The sequence below is a fragment of the Enterobacter cloacae complex sp. IR5402 genome, assembly GCF_049238125.1.
In the GTDB taxonomy this organism is placed as follows: domain Bacteria; phylum Pseudomonadota; class Gammaproteobacteria; order Enterobacterales; family Enterobacteriaceae; genus Enterobacter; species Enterobacter hormaechei_C.
In genome coordinates this window covers 172626-192012 of sequence record NZ_JBMKHO010000006.1, presented here as the reverse complement: position 1 = coordinate 192012, position 19387 = coordinate 172626, and the positions used below count along the sequence as shown (strand labels likewise).

General features: G+C 59.6%; 16 protein-coding genes. 7 read left to right on the top strand and 9 right to left on the bottom strand.

Going from position 1 to position 19387, the window contains the following annotated elements:
- Positions 1–76 precede the first annotated feature (76 nt).
- From lsrG to lsrA, 6 genes are read right to left on the bottom strand one after another with little or no spacing between them, the layout of a single operon-like run.
- A complete protein-coding gene (gene lsrG / locus ACOTXL_RS12845; RefSeq protein WP_003862606.1) occupies positions 77–370 on the bottom strand; it encodes a (4S)-4-hydroxy-5-phosphonooxypentane-2,3-dione isomerase in 294 nt (97 codons plus the stop codon).
- On the bottom strand, positions 367–1254 hold the full coding sequence (gene lsrF, locus ACOTXL_RS12840) for a 3-hydroxy-5-phosphonooxypentane-2,4-dione thiolase (RefSeq protein WP_045350480.1): 888 nt from the start codon (positions 1252–1254) through the stop codon (positions 367–369). Before lsrF ends, lsrG begins: the two co-directional genes overlap by 4 nt.
- Before the next feature lie 11 nt (positions 1255–1265).
- Complete coding sequence (gene lsrB, locus ACOTXL_RS12835) at positions 1266–2267, bottom strand: autoinducer 2 ABC transporter substrate-binding protein LsrB (protein WP_045335760.1); 1002 nt, start codon at positions 2265–2267, stop codon at positions 1266–1268.
- 1 nt (position 2268) lies between these two features.
- Positions 2269–3246, bottom strand: a complete 978-nt coding sequence (lsrD, locus tag ACOTXL_RS12830; RefSeq protein ID WP_045350481.1) for an autoinducer 2 ABC transporter permease LsrD — start codon at positions 3244–3246, stop codon at positions 2269–2271.
- Complete coding sequence (lsrC, locus tag ACOTXL_RS12825; protein ID WP_045335764.1) at positions 3247–4278, bottom strand: autoinducer 2 ABC transporter permease LsrC; 1032 nt, start codon at positions 4276–4278, stop codon at positions 3247–3249.
- A complete protein-coding gene (gene lsrA / locus ACOTXL_RS12820; protein ID WP_045350482.1) occupies positions 4275–5762 on the bottom strand; it encodes an autoinducer 2 ABC transporter ATP-binding protein LsrA in 1488 nt (495 codons plus the stop codon). The genes lsrC and lsrA overlap by 4 nt, the downstream gene beginning before the upstream one ends.
- Before the next feature lie 215 nt (positions 5763–5977).
- On the opposite strand from lsrA, the gene lsrR reads away from it, so the two are divergent.
- The 3 genes from lsrR to ACOTXL_RS12805 all read left to right on the top strand — a co-directional run bounded on the left by lsrR (position 5978) and on the right by ACOTXL_RS12805 (position 10765).
- Complete coding sequence (gene lsrR, locus ACOTXL_RS12815; protein WP_023295481.1) at positions 5978–6949, top strand: transcriptional regulator LsrR; 972 nt, start codon at positions 5978–5980, stop codon at positions 6947–6949.
- A 32-nt stretch (positions 6950–6981) separates the two neighbouring features.
- Positions 6982–8577: an autoinducer-2 kinase gene (gene lsrK / locus ACOTXL_RS12810; RefSeq protein ID WP_045350484.1), complete on the top strand. Its 1596-nt coding sequence runs from the start codon at positions 6982–6984 to the stop codon at positions 8575–8577.
- Positions 8578–8743: 166 nt separating this feature from the next.
- Positions 8744–10765, top strand: a complete 2022-nt coding sequence (locus ACOTXL_RS12805) for an NADPH-dependent 2,4-dienoyl-CoA reductase (protein WP_045350485.1) — start codon at positions 8744–8746, stop codon at positions 10763–10765.
- On the opposite strand, the gene rlmG is transcribed toward ACOTXL_RS12805, so the two are convergent.
- Positions 10762–11898, bottom strand: coding sequence for a 23S rRNA (guanine(1835)-N(2))-methyltransferase RlmG (gene rlmG, locus ACOTXL_RS12800; protein ID WP_003862620.1), 1137 nt, complete (start codon positions 11896–11898; stop codon positions 10762–10764). The two genes, ACOTXL_RS12805 and rlmG, sit on opposite strands and share 4 nt — an antisense overlap.
- An 83-nt stretch (positions 11899–11981) precedes the next feature.
- Between rlmG and ACOTXL_RS12795 the strand changes: the two genes are divergently transcribed.
- The 4 genes from ACOTXL_RS12795 (at position 11982) to sstT (ending at position 16287) form a co-directional block, all read left to right on the top strand.
- A complete protein-coding gene (locus tag ACOTXL_RS12795) occupies positions 11982–12485 on the top strand; it encodes a YgjP-like metallopeptidase domain-containing protein (RefSeq protein ID WP_003862622.1) in 504 nt (167 codons plus the stop codon).
- Positions 12486–12555: 70 nt separating this feature from the next.
- The gene (locus ACOTXL_RS12790; RefSeq protein ID WP_003862623.1) at positions 12556–13554 is read left to right on the top strand and encodes a Gfo/Idh/MocA family protein; all 999 of its coding nucleotides are present in this window, start codon (positions 12556–12558) and stop codon (positions 13552–13554) included.
- 251 nt (positions 13555–13805) lie between these two features.
- Positions 13806–14771, top strand: coding sequence for a TerC family protein (locus ACOTXL_RS12785; RefSeq protein WP_003862625.1), 966 nt, complete (start codon positions 13806–13808; stop codon positions 14769–14771).
- 274 nt (positions 14772–15045) lie between these two features.
- Positions 15046–16287: a serine/threonine transporter SstT gene (sstT, locus tag ACOTXL_RS12780; protein WP_003862628.1), complete on the top strand. Its 1242-nt coding sequence runs from the start codon at positions 15046–15048 to the stop codon at positions 16285–16287.
- Positions 16288–16425: 138 nt separating this feature from the next.
- On the opposite strand, the gene ACOTXL_RS12775 is transcribed toward sstT, so the two are convergent.
- Together ACOTXL_RS12775 and uxaC are read right to left on the bottom strand one after the other, a co-directional pair.
- Positions 16426–17913: a UxaA family hydrolase gene (locus ACOTXL_RS12775; protein WP_045332923.1), complete on the bottom strand. Its 1488-nt coding sequence runs from the start codon at positions 17911–17913 to the stop codon at positions 16426–16428.
- A 17-nt stretch (positions 17914–17930) separates the two neighbouring features.
- Entirely contained in the window at positions 17931–19343 is a 1413-nt protein-coding gene (uxaC, locus tag ACOTXL_RS12770; RefSeq protein WP_023323772.1) for a glucuronate isomerase, read from the bottom strand.
- Positions 19344–19387: the final 44 nt, after the last annotated feature.

The following is a 19387-nucleotide window of genomic DNA, read 5'->3' as shown; positions in this document are numbered from 1 at the left end:
GCGCTTACCCGGCCTACAAAATCAACACCCCCCGTACCCGTAGGCCCGGTAAGCGCAGCGCCACCAGGCAAATCCGCTACTCCGGCAACAATCCGACAAAGCTGCGTTTTTTGCGCGGCTCCGACATCAGCTCCTCCAGCTTATCCACGCACGCGAGATAGTGCGGGGTTTGCTTATGCGCCAGCACCGCCTCTTCGTCTTTATAGGCTTCGTAGATAAAGAACCGGGTTTTCACCCGCGGGTCCTGCAATACGTCGAAGCGCAGGTTGCCCGGCTCCTTGATCGCCCCCTCGTGGTTGGCGCGAAATACCTCCAGAAACTCGTCCACCCGCTCGGGCTTAATGTTGATCTCCACCAGCGTCACGTTCATTTTGCTTCTCCCTGTTTCTCTTCCTGCCAGAACTGGAACGCATCGCGGGCATTCCAGTTCTCGTGAACCACTTTCTTCACCGCCTTCAGCATGGCGAGCGGCGCGCTGGACTGGAAGATGTTGCGCCCCATGTCCACGCCGGACGCGCCCTGGTCAATCGCCCGCCAGCACATCTCCAGCGCCTCGTGCTCCGGCAGCTTTTTGCCCCCCGCGATAACGATCGGCACCGGGCAGCTGGCGGTCACTTTTTCAAAGCCCTCGTCCACATAGTAGGTTTTGACGAACTGCGCCCCCATTTCGGCGGCGATGCGGCTTGCCAGCGAAAAATACCGAGCGTCACGCGCCATCTCTTTCCCCACGCCCGTCACCGCCAGCGTCGGCATGCCGTAGCGCGCCCCTGCATCGACCAGCTTGATGATATTGTTGATCGACTGATGCTCAAACTCGCTTCCGATGTACACCTGCGCCGCCACCGCGCAGACGTTCAGGCGCAGCGCGTCTTCCATCGCCACCGCCACGCACTCGTTCGACAGTTCGCCCAGAATCGAGTTACCGCCGGAGGCGCGCAGCACCACCGGTTTGTTCGTCGCGGCAGGTACCTGGCTCCTGAGGATGCCGCGGGTACACATCAGCACGTCGGTTTCGCCAAACAGCGGCGCGATGGAGAGATCGATACGCTCAAGGCCGGTGGTCGGTCCCTGAAAGTAACCGTGGTCAAAGGCCAGCATCACCGTGCGGTTGCTCTGCGGGTTGAAAATGCGCGAAAGCCTCGACTGCATACCCCACTCCAGCGAGCCGCAGCCCTTCAGGGTGTACGGCACATTCTGCTGCGGCGTACCGATGCCAAAATCCTTGCCGTCTTTGATGTCGTCTAAATCAGCCATTTGCTCCCCCGTCAGAAATCGTATTTGCTGATGTTCTCTTTGGTGAACACCACGCGCTCCGGCAGCAGCACGATGCCGTTGCCCTTCGCCTCATACTGGTAGCCCTGCACGCTGTTCGGCTCGACCTTCAGCGTCCCGATATTTTTCACGTCTACGCTGTCGCCGACGTTAAGATCGCCTTTTTTCAGCAAACGATCGGCGACATTGACCGCAATTTTGCCCTGTTGCACCACATCCCACAGGCCGAAGGCTTTCACCGTGCCGCGCTCAACGTACGGGCGCATCACATTCGGCGTGCTGAAGCCGACAATCGCCACCCCTTGCCGTTTCAGGTTTTCCGCCGCCTGTGCCGCGGCCGGCAGGGCGTTGGCGTCCGGGGCGATGATCGCATCCAGATCCGGATAGGCCTTTAAGATCCCTTCGGCGGTTTGCAACGATTTGGTGGCGTCGTTATAGCCAAACTGGGTGGTGACGACCTGCCACTGAGGATGATCTTTCTCGATTTTGGCCTTCGCCTCTTTCACCCACTGGTTCTGGTCGGTGACGGTCGGGCTGGAGTAGAAGAACGCCACTTTCGCGTTCGGTTTGGTGACCTGCTTGCCCGCCATCTCCACCAGCAGGCCGCCCAGCTGTTCCGGCGTCCCCTGATTGATGTAGATGCTGCGGCACTCCGGTTTGGTGTCGGAATCCCAGGTCAGGACCTTGACGCCGCGCTGCATCGCGCGCTTCAGCGCCGGGCAGAGACCGTCCGGTGACACGGCAGAGACGATGATGGCGTTATAGCCCTGATTAACGAAGTTATTGATGAGCTGCACCTGACCGGAGACGCTCGGCTCGGTCGGGCCGTCGTAGGTCACGTCCACGCCAAGATCTTTCCCCGCCTCTTTCGCACCGTTGCCGCCGCTGGTGAAGAATCCCACGCCTACCAGTTTCGGGATAAAGGCAATGCGGTCCGCCGCCTGCGCCGAAGCGAAGCTGAGGGCCATTGCCAGGACGAGCAGTTTTGTTTTCATCTTACGCTCCGGATAGTTTTCTGAAGAGAGATCGCACCCATTCGCGGTGCAGACTCAGCGAACGCCCCATTACCACCACAACCAGTAGCGCCCCCGACAGCGCGCTCGACACCTGGTTGGGGATGCCGACCATCTGTAATCCCTGCTGGAGATACCCCACCAGCAGCGCCGCCAGCGCCGTACCGACAACAGAACCTGACCCGCCGTAGATATTTGCCCCGCCGAGTACGGCGGCGGTGAGCGCGGGCATCAGCAAATCGCGCCCCAGATCCGAACGCGCAGAGCCGAAATAGGAGACCATCACCAGCGCGGCCACCGCCGACGCCACGCCGACCAGACCGTACAGCGCGTAGGGCATGCCGTTCACCGACAGCGCCGCATAGCGCGCCGCGCGCGGATTCTGGCCGATTAAAAACAGATGGCGGCCAAAGCGCCCGCGATGGGTAATCAGCCAGAAGAAGGCGGTAATCACCGCGAACAGCACCAGCGGGATCGGCAGCCCCAGTACCGTGAGGTTAGCGAAGGCGGTAAAGCTGTCCGGGAAGCCGCCGATGCCCTCGTAGCCCGTCGCCCCCGCCATGCCGGAGAGCAGCAGCGCGCCGCCGCCGTAGAGGTAGAGCGTGCCGAGGGTAATGACTAAAGGGCTAATGCCGGTGTAGTGGATCAGCGCCGCATTCACCAGCCCACACAGCAGGCCAAGCAGCAGCGTCAGCGGAACGGCGATCGTCATGGGCCACCCCGCCTGCATCATCACCCCCAGCGCGATGGCGCACAGGCCGATGGTTGAGCCGAGGGAGATGTCGATCCCGCCGCTGATAATTACAAGCGTAAGCGGCAGCGCCACGATGCCAATGCAGATAAAGTCGCTGGTGCTGAACAGCAGCATGTTGATATCAAGCATGCGCGGGTTGATGGCGCCGAAGAGCAGGATCTCCAGCACCAGTAAAATCAGCAGCGCGCTTTCCCAGTTAAGCCTCATTTACGCCACCTCTTTTTTGCGTTTGGGAAACGGGGTAACGTGCTTTCCCCCTTTGTTACCGGGCTGGAAACGGCTGTATTTCAGCGCCCGCTGATGCCGCGCCAGTGCCTGACGCAGACGCCCGTCGAGCACCAGCACGCCCAGCAGCACCAGCCCGGCGATAAAGTCGTTCCACCACGCCGGGAGCCTGAACAGCACCAGCACGGTATCGATTTGGGTGAGGAAGAACGCGCCGAGGAACGCACCGACCAGCGTGCCGGTGCCGCCCAGCAGCGAGATGCCCCCCAGCACGCAGGCAGCGATGGCTTTCATCTCCAGCCCGCTGCCGGTCTGGTTGGGCACGAAGCCTATCTGCGCGGCAAAGACGATCCCGGCGCAGGCCGCCAGCAGGCCGTTCAGGGTAAAGGCGATCATGCGGGTGCGGTTCACCGCCACGCCCAGCTGGCGCGCGGCGGTGAGGTTATCCCCCACGGCGTAAAAATTACGTCCAAAGGCGGTGCGCGACAGCGTCCACGCGCCTGTGGCCGCGATAATCAACACCAGCATGCCGAGCGGCGAAATACCGACGGCGGCAGGCTCAGAGAGGGATTTCAGCCCCGGCGGCAGCCCTTCAATCCACTTCCCGCCGGTCCAGAGCAGCATCGCCCCGCGATAAAGCCCCAGCGTGCCGAGGGTGGCGACAATCGCCGGAATGCGCAGGCCCACCACCAGAAAACCGTTGAACGCCCCGGCCAGCGCGCCGATCGACAGCGCGAAGAGAATGGAAACGGGCAGGCTGTAGCCGCTGTTAAGCGCCACGCCGACGGCAATGGCGGACAACCCGACCGTGGAGCCGACGGAGACGTCAATATTGCGGGTCAGCATCACCAGCGCCGCGCCGATAGCCAGCAGGATCAGGATCTGCGAGCTGGCGAAGATCATCCCCAGCGTCTGTAAGCTCAGGTACGACGGGTTCAGCGCCACCAGCACGGCGAACAGCGCCAGAATGGCGAGAAACGCGCTCAGCTCGCGGTTTTTCAGTAAGATCTTCATGATTGCCCTCCAAACGCCAGCGCCATCATCCGGTCGAGGCTGACGGCGTGGCGCGGCAGCTCGCCGCTGAGCACGCCCTGATGCATTACCAGCACCCGATCCGCGAGGCCGGGAAACTCATCGAGATCGCTTGAGATCATCAGCACCGCCACGTTCTGCGCCGCCACGCTTTTCAGCAGCTGATAAATATCGGCGCGCGCCGAGACGTCCACGCCGCGCGTCGGTTCATCGACGATCAGCAGCAGCGGGTTGGCCTCCAGACAGCGCGCCAGCAGCACCTTCTGCTGATTACCACCGGAGAGCGTGCGCACGGTTTGATCCGCATGGTTGAGCTTGATCCCCAGCGCCCGGTGATAGCGTTCCACTACCGCAGACTCCCGCTTTCGCTGCTGCCAGAGCGACGGCTCGTTCAGCGCCACGGTGTTCCAGCGGATCGGCGCGTCGAGAAACAGGCCGGACACCTGCCTGTCTTCCGGCAGATAAACCAGCCCTTTTTGCAGGCGTGAACTGACCGGATCGGTGGTGATCTCCTGGTTCTCCAGCCAGACGCGCCCCCCGCGAACCGGACGCAGGCCGTAGAGCGTTTCGGCAAACTCGGTGCGCCCGGAGCCTACCAACCCGGCCAGGCCGACGATCTCCCCGGCGTAGATCTCAAGGCTGAGATCGATAAACCCTTCCCCGGTAAGATCCTCCACCCGCAGCACGGGAAAATCCTGCGCCTGGGTGCGGCGGTTGCCCGGCAGCGCCAGCCACAGCTTTTGCGTATCGCTCAGGGAGGTCTCCCGGCTTACCGGCGTCATGGCGGCGATCAGGGCGTTATCGTCAAACTGCGCGGTTTCGCCGCTGAGCACCACGGCGCCGTCGCGCATCACCGAGACGTGACTCGCCAGTTGCCGAATCTCCGGCAGCTTATGCGAGATAAAAACAATCCCGACGCCAAGATCCTGCAAGGCGCGGATCTGGCGAAACAGCCGTTCGGTTTCACCGGGCGTCAGCGAGGCCGTGGGTTCATCGAGGATCAGAATTCTGGCGTTGCGCATCAGCCCGCGCAGGATCTCCACCATCTGCTGGTCAGCCACCTCGAGGGTGCTGGCGGTGGCGTCGAGGTTAAGCTGGCACTGCAATTGCCGGAGTTTTTCCGCCAGACGATTTTCCCGATCGCGCTCTCGCGGCAGACGAAACAGGATGTTTTCCCGCACCGTCAGGTTGGGAAACAGCAGCGGCTCCTGCGGCACCAGATAAATGCCTAACCTGTGCGCCTGAGCCGGGGTAAGCCGTGTAAAAGACTCACCCGCCACCAAAAGTTCACCGCTATCCGGGGTTTCTACCCCGGCGATGATCTTCATCAGCGTCGATTTTCCCGCGCCGTTACCGCCCATCAGCGCATGCACCTGCCCCGCAAGCAGCGTGAAATCAATGCCTTTTAAGACCGGCACGCCTGAAAACTGCTTGCTGATATCACGCGCGTCGAGAAGTGGTGTCATCATCGCTCCGCTATTGAACAAATGATTTTTAGATTTAATAATGTTCAAAAGCGTAGACGGTGAACTATATTTACAACCGTGCAGGGATCACAATTTTATCGATTGAGATTTAGATAAACCGGAATCGATCGAAATGATCCGTTTTGTCGCGTGGCTCACATTTTCACGTCGCGCCATCACGAACATATGATCTAAATTTTTATAAGAGTTCAATTATGAGCGATAAACGCACTGCGGAAGAAGGACGGTTTGCCGGGCTGGCACTGGCGGAAGAGGAGCTGGTGGCGCGCGTGGCCTGGTGCTACTACCACGACGGGCTGACCCAGAACGACATCGGCGAACGGCTCGGGCTGCCGCGCCTGAAGATCTCCCGCCTGCTGGAGAAGGGCCGTCAGTCCGGGGTGATCCGCGTGCAGATCAACTCCCGCTACGAGGGCTGCCTGGCGCTGGAAACCGAGCTACAGCAGCGCTTTGGCCTGAAGCTGGTGCGCGTGATGCCTGCCCTGAATACCCCGCCGATGAACGTGCGGCTGGGCATTGGCGCGGCGCAGTCGCTGATGGGCGTGCTGGAGCCCGGCCAGCTGTTAGCGGTGGGGTTCGGTGAAACCACCATGAGCAGTCTGCAACACTTAAGCGGCTTTATCAGCTCGCAGCAGATCCGCCTGGTGACGCTCTCCGGCGGCGTCGGGCCGTATATGACCGGTATCGGCCAGCTGGATGCGGCCTGTAGCGTCAGCATGATCCCCGCCCCGCTTCGCGTGTCATCCGCTGAAGTCGCCGGGATCTTAAAGCGCGAAACCAGCGTGCGGGACGTGATCCTCGCCGCGACCGCCGCTGACGTGGCGGTGGTCGGCATTGGTTCCGTGAACCAGCGCCGTGACGCCACCATCCTGCGCTCCGGCTATATCAGCGAAGGTGAACAGTTGATGTACGCCCGTAAAGGCGCGGTGGGCGATATCCTCGGCTATTTCCTCAATGCCGAAGGTGAATGCGTCGAGGAGCTGGAGATCCACAAAGAATTACTGGGCGTCACGCTCGATGAACTGGCGCAGCTGCCCACCATTGTCGGCGTGGCCGGAGGGGAAGAGAAAGCCGATGCGATTTATGCCGCACTGAAAGGTCGCCGTATTAATGGCCTGGTGACGGAAGAGACGACAGCCCGCGCGGTGCTGGCTCTGGCCGGATAAGAGCAGCCCTGCGCTAACAGCGAGGCAAGCTCATGAGTTACCTTTTAGCGTTAGATGCAGGGACAGGCAGCGTTCGCGCCGTGATTTTCGATTTACAGGGCAACCAGATTGCCGTTGGCCAGGCCGAGTGGAAGCACCTGAGCGTGGAGAACGTGCCGGGCTCGATGGAGTTCGACCTCGACACCAACTGGCGGCTGGCCTGTCAGTGTATTCAGCAGGCGCTGGAGCGCGCACGGCTTAGCGCGGCGGATATTCAGTCCGTCGCCTGCTGTTCGATGCGCGAAGGGATTGTGCTGTACGACCGCAACGGCGAGGCTATCTGGGCCTGCGCCAACGTCGACGCCCGCGCCAGCCGCGAGGTGGCTGAACTCAAAGAGATCCACGATTACCGTTTTGAATCCGAAGTGTATGAGGTCTCCGGCCAGACGCTGGCGCTGAGCGCCATGCCGCGCCTGCTGTGGCTGGCGCACCACCGTCCGGATATTTACCGCAAGGCCGCGACTATCACCATGATCAGCGACTGGCTGGCGGCGAAGCTCTCCGGCGAGCTGGCGGTCGACCCGTCCAATGCGGGCACCACCGGTATGCTGGATCTCTTCTCCCGCGACTGGCGTCCGGCGCTGCTCGACATGGCCGGGCTGCGCGCCGATATCCTTTCCCCGGTGAAAGAGACCGGCACCGTGCTGGGCGCGATTACCAGACAGGCCGCGCAGCAGTGCGGCCTGCGTGAAGGCACGCCGGTGGTGATGGGCGGCGGCGACGTGCAGCTGGGCTGTCTGGGGCTGGGCGTGGTCCGCGCCGGACAAACGGCGGTGCTGGGCGGCACCTTCTGGCAGCAGGTGGTTAACCTGCCGCAGGTGCGCACCGATCCTGAGATGAACATCCGCGTAAACCCGCACGTCATCCCCGGCATGGCACAGGCGGAGTCGATCAGCTTCTTTACCGGGCTGACCATGCGCTGGTTCCGTGACGCCTTCTGCGCCGAAGAGAAGCTGATTGCCGAGCGGATGGGGATGGACACCTATTCCCTGCTGGAAGAGATGGCGAGCCGCGTCCCGGCGGGCTCCCACGGCATAATGCCAATCTTCTCCGACGCGATGCATTTTAAGCAGTGGTACCACGCCGCGCCGTCGTTTATTAACCTCTCCATCGACCCGGAAAAGTGCAACAAAGCGACGCTGTTCCGCGCTCTGGAGGAGAACGCGGCGATCGTCTCGGCCTGCAACCTGGCGCAGATTTCGCGCTTCTCCGGCGTGACGTTTGAGAGTCTGGTGTTTGCGGGCGGCGGGGCCAAAGGCGCCCTGTGGAGTCAGATTTTAAGCGACGTTACCGGCCTGCCGGTGCGCGTGCCGGAAGTTAAAGAGGCAACGGCGCTCGGCTGTGCCATTGCCGCAGGAGCTGGCGCGGGGCTGTTTGCGGATATGGCTTCGACGGGCGAGCGGCTGGTGAAGTGGAGCCGCGAGTTCACGCCAAACCCGCAGCACCGGGAACTGTACGACGGCATGATGCAGAAATGGCAGGCGGTGTACGCCGACCAGCTCGGGCTGGTGGACAGCGGGCTGACCACGTCGATGTGGCAGGCACCGGGGCTGGTGCGGGCATCCCCCTCACCCCGGCCCTCTCCCTAAGGGAGAGGGAGATTAAGTCCCCTCTCCCTTAGGGAGAGGGCATCAGGCCACACCAATATTTGAATCCCATCACATTCACCGCATTCCCCTTTTCCCTTTTACTCCCCGCTGGCTAAATTAGTAACTCATCCGACCACATAACAATAATTTTACACTGGAAGAGACTATGAGCCGCTACCCGTCGTTATTCGCCCCTCTCGATCTGGGGTTCATCACCCTCAAAAACCGCGTGCTGATGGGCTCAATGCACACCGGGCTGGAGGAGCGTCCGGACGGGGCTGAACGTCTGGCAGCCTTCTATGCCGAACGCGCGCGCCACGGGGTGGCGCTGATTGTCACCGGCGGCGTAGCCCCTTCCCCTTCCGGGGTGACGATGGAGGGCGGCGCGGTGTTGAATGATGCGTCACAACTGTCGCACCACCGCATTGTGACCGACGCGGTCCACCGCGAGGGCGGCAAAATCGCCCTGCAAATTCTGCATACCGGGCGCTACAGCTATCAACCGAACCTGGTTGCCCCCTCGGCTATTCAGGCGCCGATTAACCGCTTTACTCCTCACGCCCTTAGCCACGACGAGATCCTGGCGCTGATCGACGATTTTGCCCGCTGCGCCGCGCTGGCAAGGGAAGCAGGCTACGACGGCGTGGAGGTGATGGGCTCTGAAGGCTATCTGATTAACGAATTTCTCGCCGCACGCACCAACCAGCGCGACGACGAATGGGGTGGCGACTATGCCCGCCGGATGCGTTTTGCCGTGGAGGTGGTGCGCGCGGTGCGTGAACGTGCGGGTGCGGATTTTATTATCATCTTCCGCCTGTCGATGCTCGACCTGGTGGAAGGCGGCGGCACCTTCGACGAAACCGTGCAGCTGGCGCAGGCAATTGAAGCCGCCGGTGCCACCATTATCAACACCGGGATTGGCTGGCACGAAGCGCGCATCCCCACCATCGCCACGCCGGTGCCGCGTGCGGCGTTCAGCTGGGTAACGCGCAAGCTGAAAGGCAAAGTCTCCGTTCCGCTGGTGACCACTAACCGCATTAACGACCCGCAGGTGGCGGACGATGTGATCTCACGCGGCGACGCCGATATGGTCTCGATGGCGCGTCCGTTCCTCGCGGATGCCGAACTGCTCTCCAAAGCGCAAAGCGGCCGTGCGGATGAGATCAACACCTGCATCGGCTGTAACCAGGCCTGTCTGGATCAAATCTTCGCTGGCAAAGTCACCTCCTGCCTCGTTAACCCCCGCGCCTGCCATGAAACCAAAATGCCGGTGGTTACGACGGTCAATAAAAAACGCCTGGCCGTGGTGGGCGCTGGCCCGGCGGGCCTGGCGTTTGCGGTGAATGCCGCCTCGCGCGGGCACGGCGTGACGCTGTTTGATGCGCAGGGGGAGATTGGCGGGCAGTTTAATATCGCCAAACAGATCCCCGGCAAAGAGGAGTTCTACGAAACGCTGCGCTACTACCGCCGGATGATCGAGGTGACGGGTGTCGGTCTGCGGCTTAACCAGTTTGTCAGCGCGGCGGATCTGATCGGTTTCGACGAGGTGATCCTCGCGAGTGGGATCGCCCCGCGCACCCCTGCGATCGAGGGTATCGATCATCCGAAGGTATTGAGCTATCTGGACGTGCTGCGCGACAAAGCGCCGGTTGGCGAGAAGGTGGCGATTATCGGCTGCGGCGGGATCGGTTTTGATACCGCGATGTATTTAAGCCAGCCGGGCGAAGCCACCAGCCAGAACATCGCTGAGTTCTGCGTGGAATGGGGCATTGATACCAGTCTCAGTCAGTCCGGCGGTTTACGCCCGGAAGGGCCGCAGCTGCCAAAAAGCCCGCGCCAGATCGTGATGCTCCAGCGTAAGGCCAGCAAGCCGGGTGAAGGGCTGGGCAAAACTACTGGCTGGATCCACCGCGCCACCCTCCTCTCGCGCGGGGTGAAGATGATCCCGGCGGTGAGCTACCAGAAGATCGACGACGACGGGCTGCATGTGCTGATCGGTGGTGAACCGCAGCTGCTGCGCGTGGATCATGTGATTTTGTGCGCCGGACAGGAGCCAAAGCGCGATCTGGCCGATCCGCTGCGCGAAGCGGGTAAAACGGTGCATTTGATCGGCGGGTGCGACGTGGCGATGGAGCTGGATGCGCGGCGGGCGATTGCGCAGGGCACCCAGCTTGCACTGGTTATTTAGCGACGACGCCCCAGCTTCACCGATTTCAGCACCACGAATTTGTTATTGGTGGCAATGGTGACGCAGTTGCCGAAAATCTTCTTCAGCTTGTGGAAGTAGTCCAGGTGGCGGTTCGCCACGATATACAGCTCGCCGTTGATTTTCAGGCAGCGGCGCGCGTGGTGGAACATCTCCCACGCGACGTTATCCGTCAGGGCGTGCTTCTGGTGGAACGGCGGGTTACAGAATACCGCGTTGAAGCGGAAAGGCTCTACGCCCGACAGCGCGTTATTGATCATAAACTCGCAGCGATCCAGCGCTTCAGGCAGGTTAGTTTCCACGTTCAGACGGCTGGAGGCCACCGCCATTGGCGATTCGTCGCTGAACACCACGCTGGCCTCCGGGTTCTTCGCCAGCAGCGTCAGGCCAATCACGCCATTGCCGCAGCCCAGGTCGACAATCTCACCCTCAAGATTTTCCGGCAGATGTTCCATAAAGAAACGCGCCCCGATATCCAGACCGGTACGGGAAAAGACGTTCGCGTGGTTGTGGATGGTCCAGTCGGTACCTTCCAGTTTCCAGCTCAGCGTTTCTGGCGCGTCGGCCAGCGCCGGTGCGCTGAAGGTGCAGTTGATCAGGCGTGCTTTTTTCCAGGCAAGCGTCGTGGTGGTCGGGCCGAGGACCTTCTCGAACAGCTCCAGCGTCGAGGTGTGAATATCACGCGCTTTGGCACCCGCGATAATGCGGGTTTCTGGCGTGACGACTTTACGCAGCGCGCGCAGTTGCTGCTCCAGCAGCGCCATGGTTTTTGGCACCTTAATCAGCACCACGCCCGGCGCCTGCGGGTAGTCCGCGGTGCTGTCGAGGAACTTCACGCTGGACTCTTCGATGTCGTTATGGCGCAGGTTTTCACGCGTCGCCAGTTCGCTTAAGTAAGAATCGCCGATACTGTAAGGCGCATGTTCCGCCAGCGCGCAGGCCAGCGCGCCAAACGCGTCATTCAGGATCAGAACCGGGCCGCTGATTTCAGTCTCATCCAACTGTTGCAGCAGATATTCATCCGCCGCTTCCCACGCCTGAAGCGGGTTCACGTCGTCCGTTTCCGGGAAACGTTTAAGGTTGAGTGAACGGAAACCGTTGTCTAAGTGGCTCATCGGCCCTCCTGAATGGTAAAATTTGGCGTATCCCTGAAAAGGGTGCGTGAGTATACCCGTTTTCACACTATTTTGGGGTTTTGATGAACCAGCTGACTTATCTCCAGGGCTATCCGGAGCATTTACTTTCCCAGGTTCGTGACCTGATTGCCGCGGGAAAGCTCGGTGCGGTGCTGGAAAAACGCTACCCGGGCACGCATGATTTCGCGACTGACAAAGCCCTCTGGCAGTATACGCAGGATCTGAAAAACCAGTATCTTAAGAGCGCCCCGCCGATCAACAAGGTGATGTACGACAATAAGATCCATGTGCTGAAAAACGCGCTCGGCCTGCATACCGCCATCTCCCGCGTGCAGGGCGGCAAGCTGAAGGCTAAAGCGGAGATCCGCGTCGCGACCGTCTTTCGCAATGCGCCGGAAGCCTTTCTGCGGATGATCGTGGTGCACGAGCTGGCGCACCTGAAAGAGAAAGAGCACGACAAAGCCTTCTATTCCCTGTGCTGCCACATGGAGCCACAGTACCACCAGCTGGAGTTTGATACCCGTTTGTGGCTGACGCATTTATCGTTAAAGAGTAATGCGCAGTAGCGCACGCGAAATGTCATGATGACGTGCTACAGTGGTTTTAAGTTCCCTGCTACGGAGTACGTAAACGTTTATGATACGTTTCGCAGTCATCGGTACGAACTGGATCACGCGCCAGTTCGTCGACGCCGCCCACGAAACCGGCAAATATAAGCTCACCGCAGTCTATTCCCGCAGCCTTGAGCAGGCGCAGAGTTTTGCGAATGACTACCTGGTTGAACATCTGTTCACCTCGCTCGATGAGATGGCGCAAAGCGACGCCATTGACGCGGTCTATATTGCCAGCCCGAATTCTCTGCATTTCCCGCAAACGAAGCTGTTCCTCAGCCACAAAAAACACGTGATTTGCGAGAAGCCGCTGGCCTCGAATATTGAGGAAGTGGAAGCCGCCATTGCGCTTGCCCGGGAAAACCAGGTGGTGCTGTTTGAAGCGTTCAAAACCGCCAGCCTGCCGAACTTCCTGCTGTTGCAGCAGTCCCTGCCGAAAATTGGCAAAGTGCGTAAAGCCTTTATCAACTACTGCCAGTATTCCTCGCGCTACCAGCGCTACCTGGACGGCGAAAACCCGAACACCTTTAACCCGGCCTTCTCGAATGGCTCGATTATGGATATCGGTTTTTACTGCCTGGCCTCTGCGGTCGCCCTGTGGGGTGAACCGCACGGCGTAACGGCCACCGCCAGCCTGCTGGAGAGCGGCGTGGATGCACATGGCGTTGTGGTGCTGGACTACGGTGATTTCAGCGTGACGTTGCAGCACTCGAAGGTCAGTGACTCCGTACTGCCAAGCGAAATTCAGGGCGAAGACGGCTCGCTGGTGATCGAAAAAATCTCCGAATGCCAGAAGCTAAGCATCGTTCCCCGCGGCGGCAAAGCGCAGGAGCTGACGCAGCCTCAGCATATTAACACTATGCTCTATGAGGCAGAGGTCTTCGCCCGTCTGGTAGAAGACAACGAAGTGAACCACCCGGGGCTGGCAATCAGCCGCACCACGGCGAAGCTGCAAACGGAGATCCGCCGACAGACTGGCGTGATTTTCCCCGCAGACGGCGTGAATGTGGAAGCCGTCGCGTAAAGCTGTGTAATGAAATCGTGCAGACCATTGACGAAACCGATGGTCTGACATAATTTGTTACCTGCAAAGGGGAGTAACTTCTTCGCCGGTGGATCGTCATTACGATGCGTGCAAAACCGCATCCGGTCGCCGGGCAACCTTCGAGGTTGTAAGTGAGACCTTGCCGGAAGGCGAGGTCTATGCATAAAAAGCTAACGGCTATCGTCTTCTGACCATAGCCGTTTTTGTTTTTTATGTGTAAGGAAAATAGTATGCATTCTGTCGGCACTCCAATGCTGTGGGGCGGATTCGCGGTTGTCGTGCTCATCATGCTGGCGATCGACCTCTTTTTGCAGGGTCGTCGCGGCGAACACGGCATGAGCGTCAAGCAAGCCGCCGTCTGGTCGCTGGTATGGGTTACCCTCTCACTTCTTTTCTGCGCCGCCTTCTGGTGGTATCTGGCCTCAACCGAAGGCCGCGCGGTGGCCGATCCTCAGGCACTCGCCTTCCTCACCGGCTATCTGATTGAAAAAGCACTGGCGGTTGATAACGTCTTCGTCTGGCTGATGCTGTTCAGTTACTTCGCCGTGCCTGCGGCTCTGCAACGCCGCGTGCTGGTGTACGGCGTTCTGGGCGCTATTGTCCTGCGTACCATCATGATCTTCGCCGGTAGCTGGCTGATTACCCAGTTCGAATGGCTGTTGTATGTATTTGGTGCGTTCCTGCTGTTCACCGGGGTCAAAATGGCGCTGGCGAAAGAAGACGATACCGGTATCGGTGATAAGCCGTTGGTGAAGTGGTTCCGGGGTCATCTGCGCATGACGGACAAGATCGAGAGCGAGCATTTCTTCGTGCGTAAGAACGGCCTGCTGTTCGCCACCCCGCTGCTGCTGGTGCTGATTCTGGTCGAGCTGAGCGACGTGATTTTCGCGGTGGACAGTATCCCGGCTATCTTCGCAGTTACCACCGACCCGTTCATCGTTCTGACCTCGAATCTGTTCGCCATCCTCGGCCTGCGTGCGATGTACTTCCTGCTGGCAGGCGCGGCAGAGCGCTTCTCAATGCTGAAGTACGGCCTGTCGGTGATTCTGGTGTTTATCGGTATCAAGATGCTGATCGTCGATTTCTACCATATCCCGATCGCCATTTCGCTCGGCGTGGTGTTTGGCATTCTGCTGGTGACGCTGATTATCAATACCTGGGTTAACCGCCAGCACGATAAGAAGCAGCAGGTTTAGTGCAACGTTCGGTGCGGGCTGATGCCCTCACCCCAACCCTCTCCCACAGGGAGAGGGGGAAATGCAATGCAGGCCGGGTAAGCGTAGCGCTACCCGGCGCTTTCGTTAACCAATAGTTAAAAAACATGACGCAACACGTAAAATCCAGCATTTTACGCTTCCCTCCTTTCACGTATTCCCTATACTCGACCAGGCAAACATTTACTTACATCCGGAAATAAATGTGACTTAGAGCACATCCAGGATGGAACGCAATTTCACTCAGGAATAACGTATGAGCACACAATCACGCGGTCTGTTCGCGCGCCTGGCGCAGGGCAGTCTTGTAAAACAAATTCTGGTCGGGTTGGTACTGGGTATTCTGCTGGCCATGGTGTCGAAACCTGCCGCGGAGGCCACGGGACTGCTCGGGACGCTGTTTGTGGGCGCCCTGAAGGCCGTCGCCCCGGTACTGGTGCTGATGCTGGTGATGGCGTCGATTGCCAACCACCAGCACGGACAAAAAACCAACATTCGCCCTATTCTGTTCCTGTATCTGCTGGGAACCTTCTCTGCTGCCTTAACGGCCGTTGTGTTTAGCTTCCTGTTCCCGTCTACGCTGCACCTGACCAGCGCGGCCGGTGATATCACCCCGCCGTCCGGGATTGTGGAAGTCCTTCGCGGCCTGCTGATGAGCATGGTCTCTAACCCCATCACCGCACTGATGAGCGGAAACTACATTGGCATCCTGGTCTGGGCGATTGGTCTGGGCTTCGCGCTGCGTCATGGCAACGAGACCACGAAAAACCTGGTCAACGATTTGTCCAATGCCGTGACTTTCATGGTGAAGCTGGTGATTCGCTTTGCACCAGTCGGTATCTTTGGTCTGGTTTCTTCGACGCTGGCCACTACCGGTTTCGACGCACTGTGGGGCTACGCGCAGCTGCTGGTCGTCCTGGTCGGCTGTATGCTGCTGGTGGCGCTGGTGATCAACCCGCTGCTGGTGTTCTGGCAGATCCGCCGCAACCCGTATCCGCTGGTGCTGACTTGCCTGCGCGAGAGCGGCGTGTATGCCTTCTTTACCCGCAGCTCGGCGGCGAACATTCCGGTCAACATGGCGCTGGCGGAGAAGCTGAACCTGGATCGCGATACCTATTCCGTGTCGATCCCGCTGGGTGCGACCGTGAACATGGCGGGTGCGGCGATCACCATCACCGTGCTGACGCTGGCGGCGGTGCATACGCTGGGTATTCCGGTGGATCTGCCAACCGCGCTGCTGCTGAGCGTCGTTGCATCACTGTGTGCCTGTGGCGCATCCGGCGTGGCGGGCGGATCGCTGCTGCTGATCCCGCTGGCCTGTAACATGTTCGGTATCCCGAACGAGATTGCCATGCAGGTTGTCGCGGTCGGCTTCATTATCGGCGTATTGCAGGATTCCTGCGAGACTGCGCTGAACTCCTCTACCGACGTGCTGTTTACCGCCGCAGCCTGTCAGGCGGAAGACGCGCGGTTAGCGAAGAACGCCCTGCGCAGTTAAAAAGAAAAGCCCGGTGGCGGCTACGCCTTACCGGGCCTACAAGGTAAATGCAAAACGGCAACATGTGTTGCCGTTTTTAGTGTTGCACCCTCTCCCTGTGGGAGAGGGCCGGGGTGAGGGCACCAGCCCGCACCCGACTTAAAGCGTCACACCACTCTTAAAGATCGCCAGCTCGCGGAAGTCGTTCTTCTCGTTACAGGTCTGCCTGCCGTTAGCAAACTCCACGATAGTATCCACGAACTCCGTCAGCAGCTGTGGCATCGCTTTGCCGTGGATCAGCTGGCCTGCGTCGAAATCGATCCAGTGCTTTTTCTTCGCCGCCAGTTCGCTGTTGGTGGCGATTTTCACCGTTGGCACAAATCCGCCGTACGGCGTACCGCGACCGGTGCTGAACAACACCATGTGACAACCCGCCCCCGCCAGCGCGCTGGTGGCGACCGCATCGTTACCCGGTGCGCTCAGCAGGTTCAGGCCGTGGGTTTTCAGGCGTTCGCCGTAGCGCAGAACGTCCACCACCTGGCTGGCCCCCGCTTTCTGGGTGCAGCCGAGGGATTTCTCCTCCAGCGTGGTGATTCCGCCCGCCTTGTTCCCCGGCGACGGGTTCTCGTAAATCGGCTGATTGTGGGCAATGAAGTACTGTTTGAAGTCGTTCACCATGGTGACGGTCTTCTCAAACGTCTCTTCGTCGCGACAGTGGCTCATCAGAATGCGCTCTGCGCCGAACATCTCCGGCACTTCGGTCAGCACCGTGGTGCCGCCGTTGGCAATCACATAATCCGAGAAGCGGCCCAGCATCGGGTTAGCGGTAATGCCAGAAAGCCCGTCAGACCCGCCGCACTCCAGGCCAAACTTCAGTTCGCTCAGCTTGCCCGGCTCGCGCTTGTCGTGACGCATCACCTCGTACAGCTGGTGCAGTTGTTCGACGCCCGCTTCCACTTCGTCGTCCTGGTGCTGACACACCATAAAGTGCACGCGCTCAGGATCGAACTCGCCCAGCGTATCGCGGAAGGCGTCAACCTGATTGTTTTCACAGCCGAGGCCAATCACCAGCACCGCCCCCGCGTTCGGGTGGCGCACCATATTTTGCAGCATGGTGCGGGTATTGATGTGGTCGTCGCCCAGCTGGGAACAACCGTAGGTGTGGCTGAACAGATGCACGCCGTCGGTGCCTTCAGCATTGTTAGTCTCTTTCAGGAAACGCGTCTGAATTTGACGCGCGATCCCGTTCACGCAGCCGACGGTCGGGAGGATCCACAGTTCATTGCGGATCCCCACCTCGCCGCTGGCGCGGCGGTAGATCTGCACCTCACGATCGGCCGCCTGTCCTTCTTCTGCCTGGAAGTCAGGTTGATAGCTGTACTCGTCCAGATCGCTGAGATTGGTGCGGGTATTGTGGGAATGAATGTATTCACCCGGCGCAATATCCGCCAGCGCATGACCGATGGGCAAACCGTACTTCACCACGTTCTCCCCTTTCGCGATGGGGATCAGGGCAAACTTATGTCCACGTCCAATGGCCTGGCGTAACGTCACCGACTGGTTGTCGAAGGTCACTTCCGTCCCTTCGGCTAAATCGGCCAGCGCGACGGCAACGTTATCCAGCGAATGGATTTTGATGTATTGCATATCAACCTCAAACGGCCTTAGTTCAGTTCAATGGCGAAGTAGTCACGCGCATTGTTAAAGCAGATGTTTCTCACCATTTCGCCCAGCAGCTGGATATCTGCTGGCGCTTCGCCCGCGTGCACCCAGCGGCCAATCATCTGGCACAGAATGCGGCGGAAATATTCATGGCGGGTATAGGAGAGGAAACTGCGGCTGTCGGTCAGCATGCCAACGAAGCGGCTCAACAGGCCGAGCTGCGCCAGCTGCGTCATCTGACGCTCCATGCCGTCTTTCTGATCGTTAAACCACCAGCCGGAACCGAACTGCATCTTGCCCGGCATCCCTTCGCCCTGGAAGTTGCCGATCATGGTGCCCAGCACTTCGTTATCGCGTGGGTTCAGGCAGTAAAGGATGGTTTTTGGCAGCAGATTTTGCTCGTTCTGTTTGCTCAGCAGTTTTGACAGCTCTTCCGCCATCGGACGGTCGTTGATGGAGTCAAAGCCCACGTCCGCGCCCAGCAGTTTGAACTGACGCTGGTTGTTATTACGCAGCGCGCCGATGTGATACTGCTGAACCCAGCCGCGGCGGGCATATTCCGCACCGAGGAACACCAGTACCGCCGTTTTGAACTGCGCCACTTCGTGCTCACTCAGGGCTTCGCCGGAGAGACGACGCGCCAGAATGCTGTCCAGCTCAGCTTCGCTGGATTCCGCGAACAGCACTACGTCCAGCGCGTGGTCAGACACTTTACAGCCGTGTGCGGCAAAGTGATCCAGACGTTTGGTCAGCGCGGTTTGCAGATCGCCAAAGCGACGGATATCGGTGTCAGACACTTCCGCCAGCTTCGCCATATAGTCGTTAAAGGTCGGCAGCTCGATGTTGAAGGCTTTATCCGGGCGCCAGCTTGGCAGCACTTTGATGTCAAACGTGCTGTCCTTCGCGACAACCGCGTGGTGCTCCAGAGAGTCGACAGGATCGTCGGTGGTGCCCACCATCTTCACGTTCATCTGCTTCATGATGCCGCGCGCCGAGAAGCTATCCTGCGCCAGCAGGTCGTTGCACTGATCCCAGATTTCATCCGCCGTGGCGGGAGAGAGCAGCTTGCCGGTGATACCAAACGGACGACGCAGTTCGAGGTGCGTCCAGTGGTATAACGGGTTACCGATGGTGTGGGGAACAGTAGCGGCCCAGGCGTCAAACTTCTCGCGATCGGTCGCGTCGCCGGTACACAGGCGCTCGGCCACGCCGTTGGTGCGCATTGCGCGCCACTTATAGTGGTCACCCTTCAGCCAGATATCATACAGGTTTTTGAAACGGTAATTTTCGGCAACCTGCTGCGGCGGTAAATGGCAGTGGTAGTCGAAAATCGGCTGGTCTTTTGCGTAGTCGTGGTACAGGCGGCGAGCAAATTCGGTATCTAACAGAAAATCGTCGGTCATAAACGGTGTCATTATCGTCTTCCTCATTACGGGAGCGTCAGAAAGCTTATGTTCAG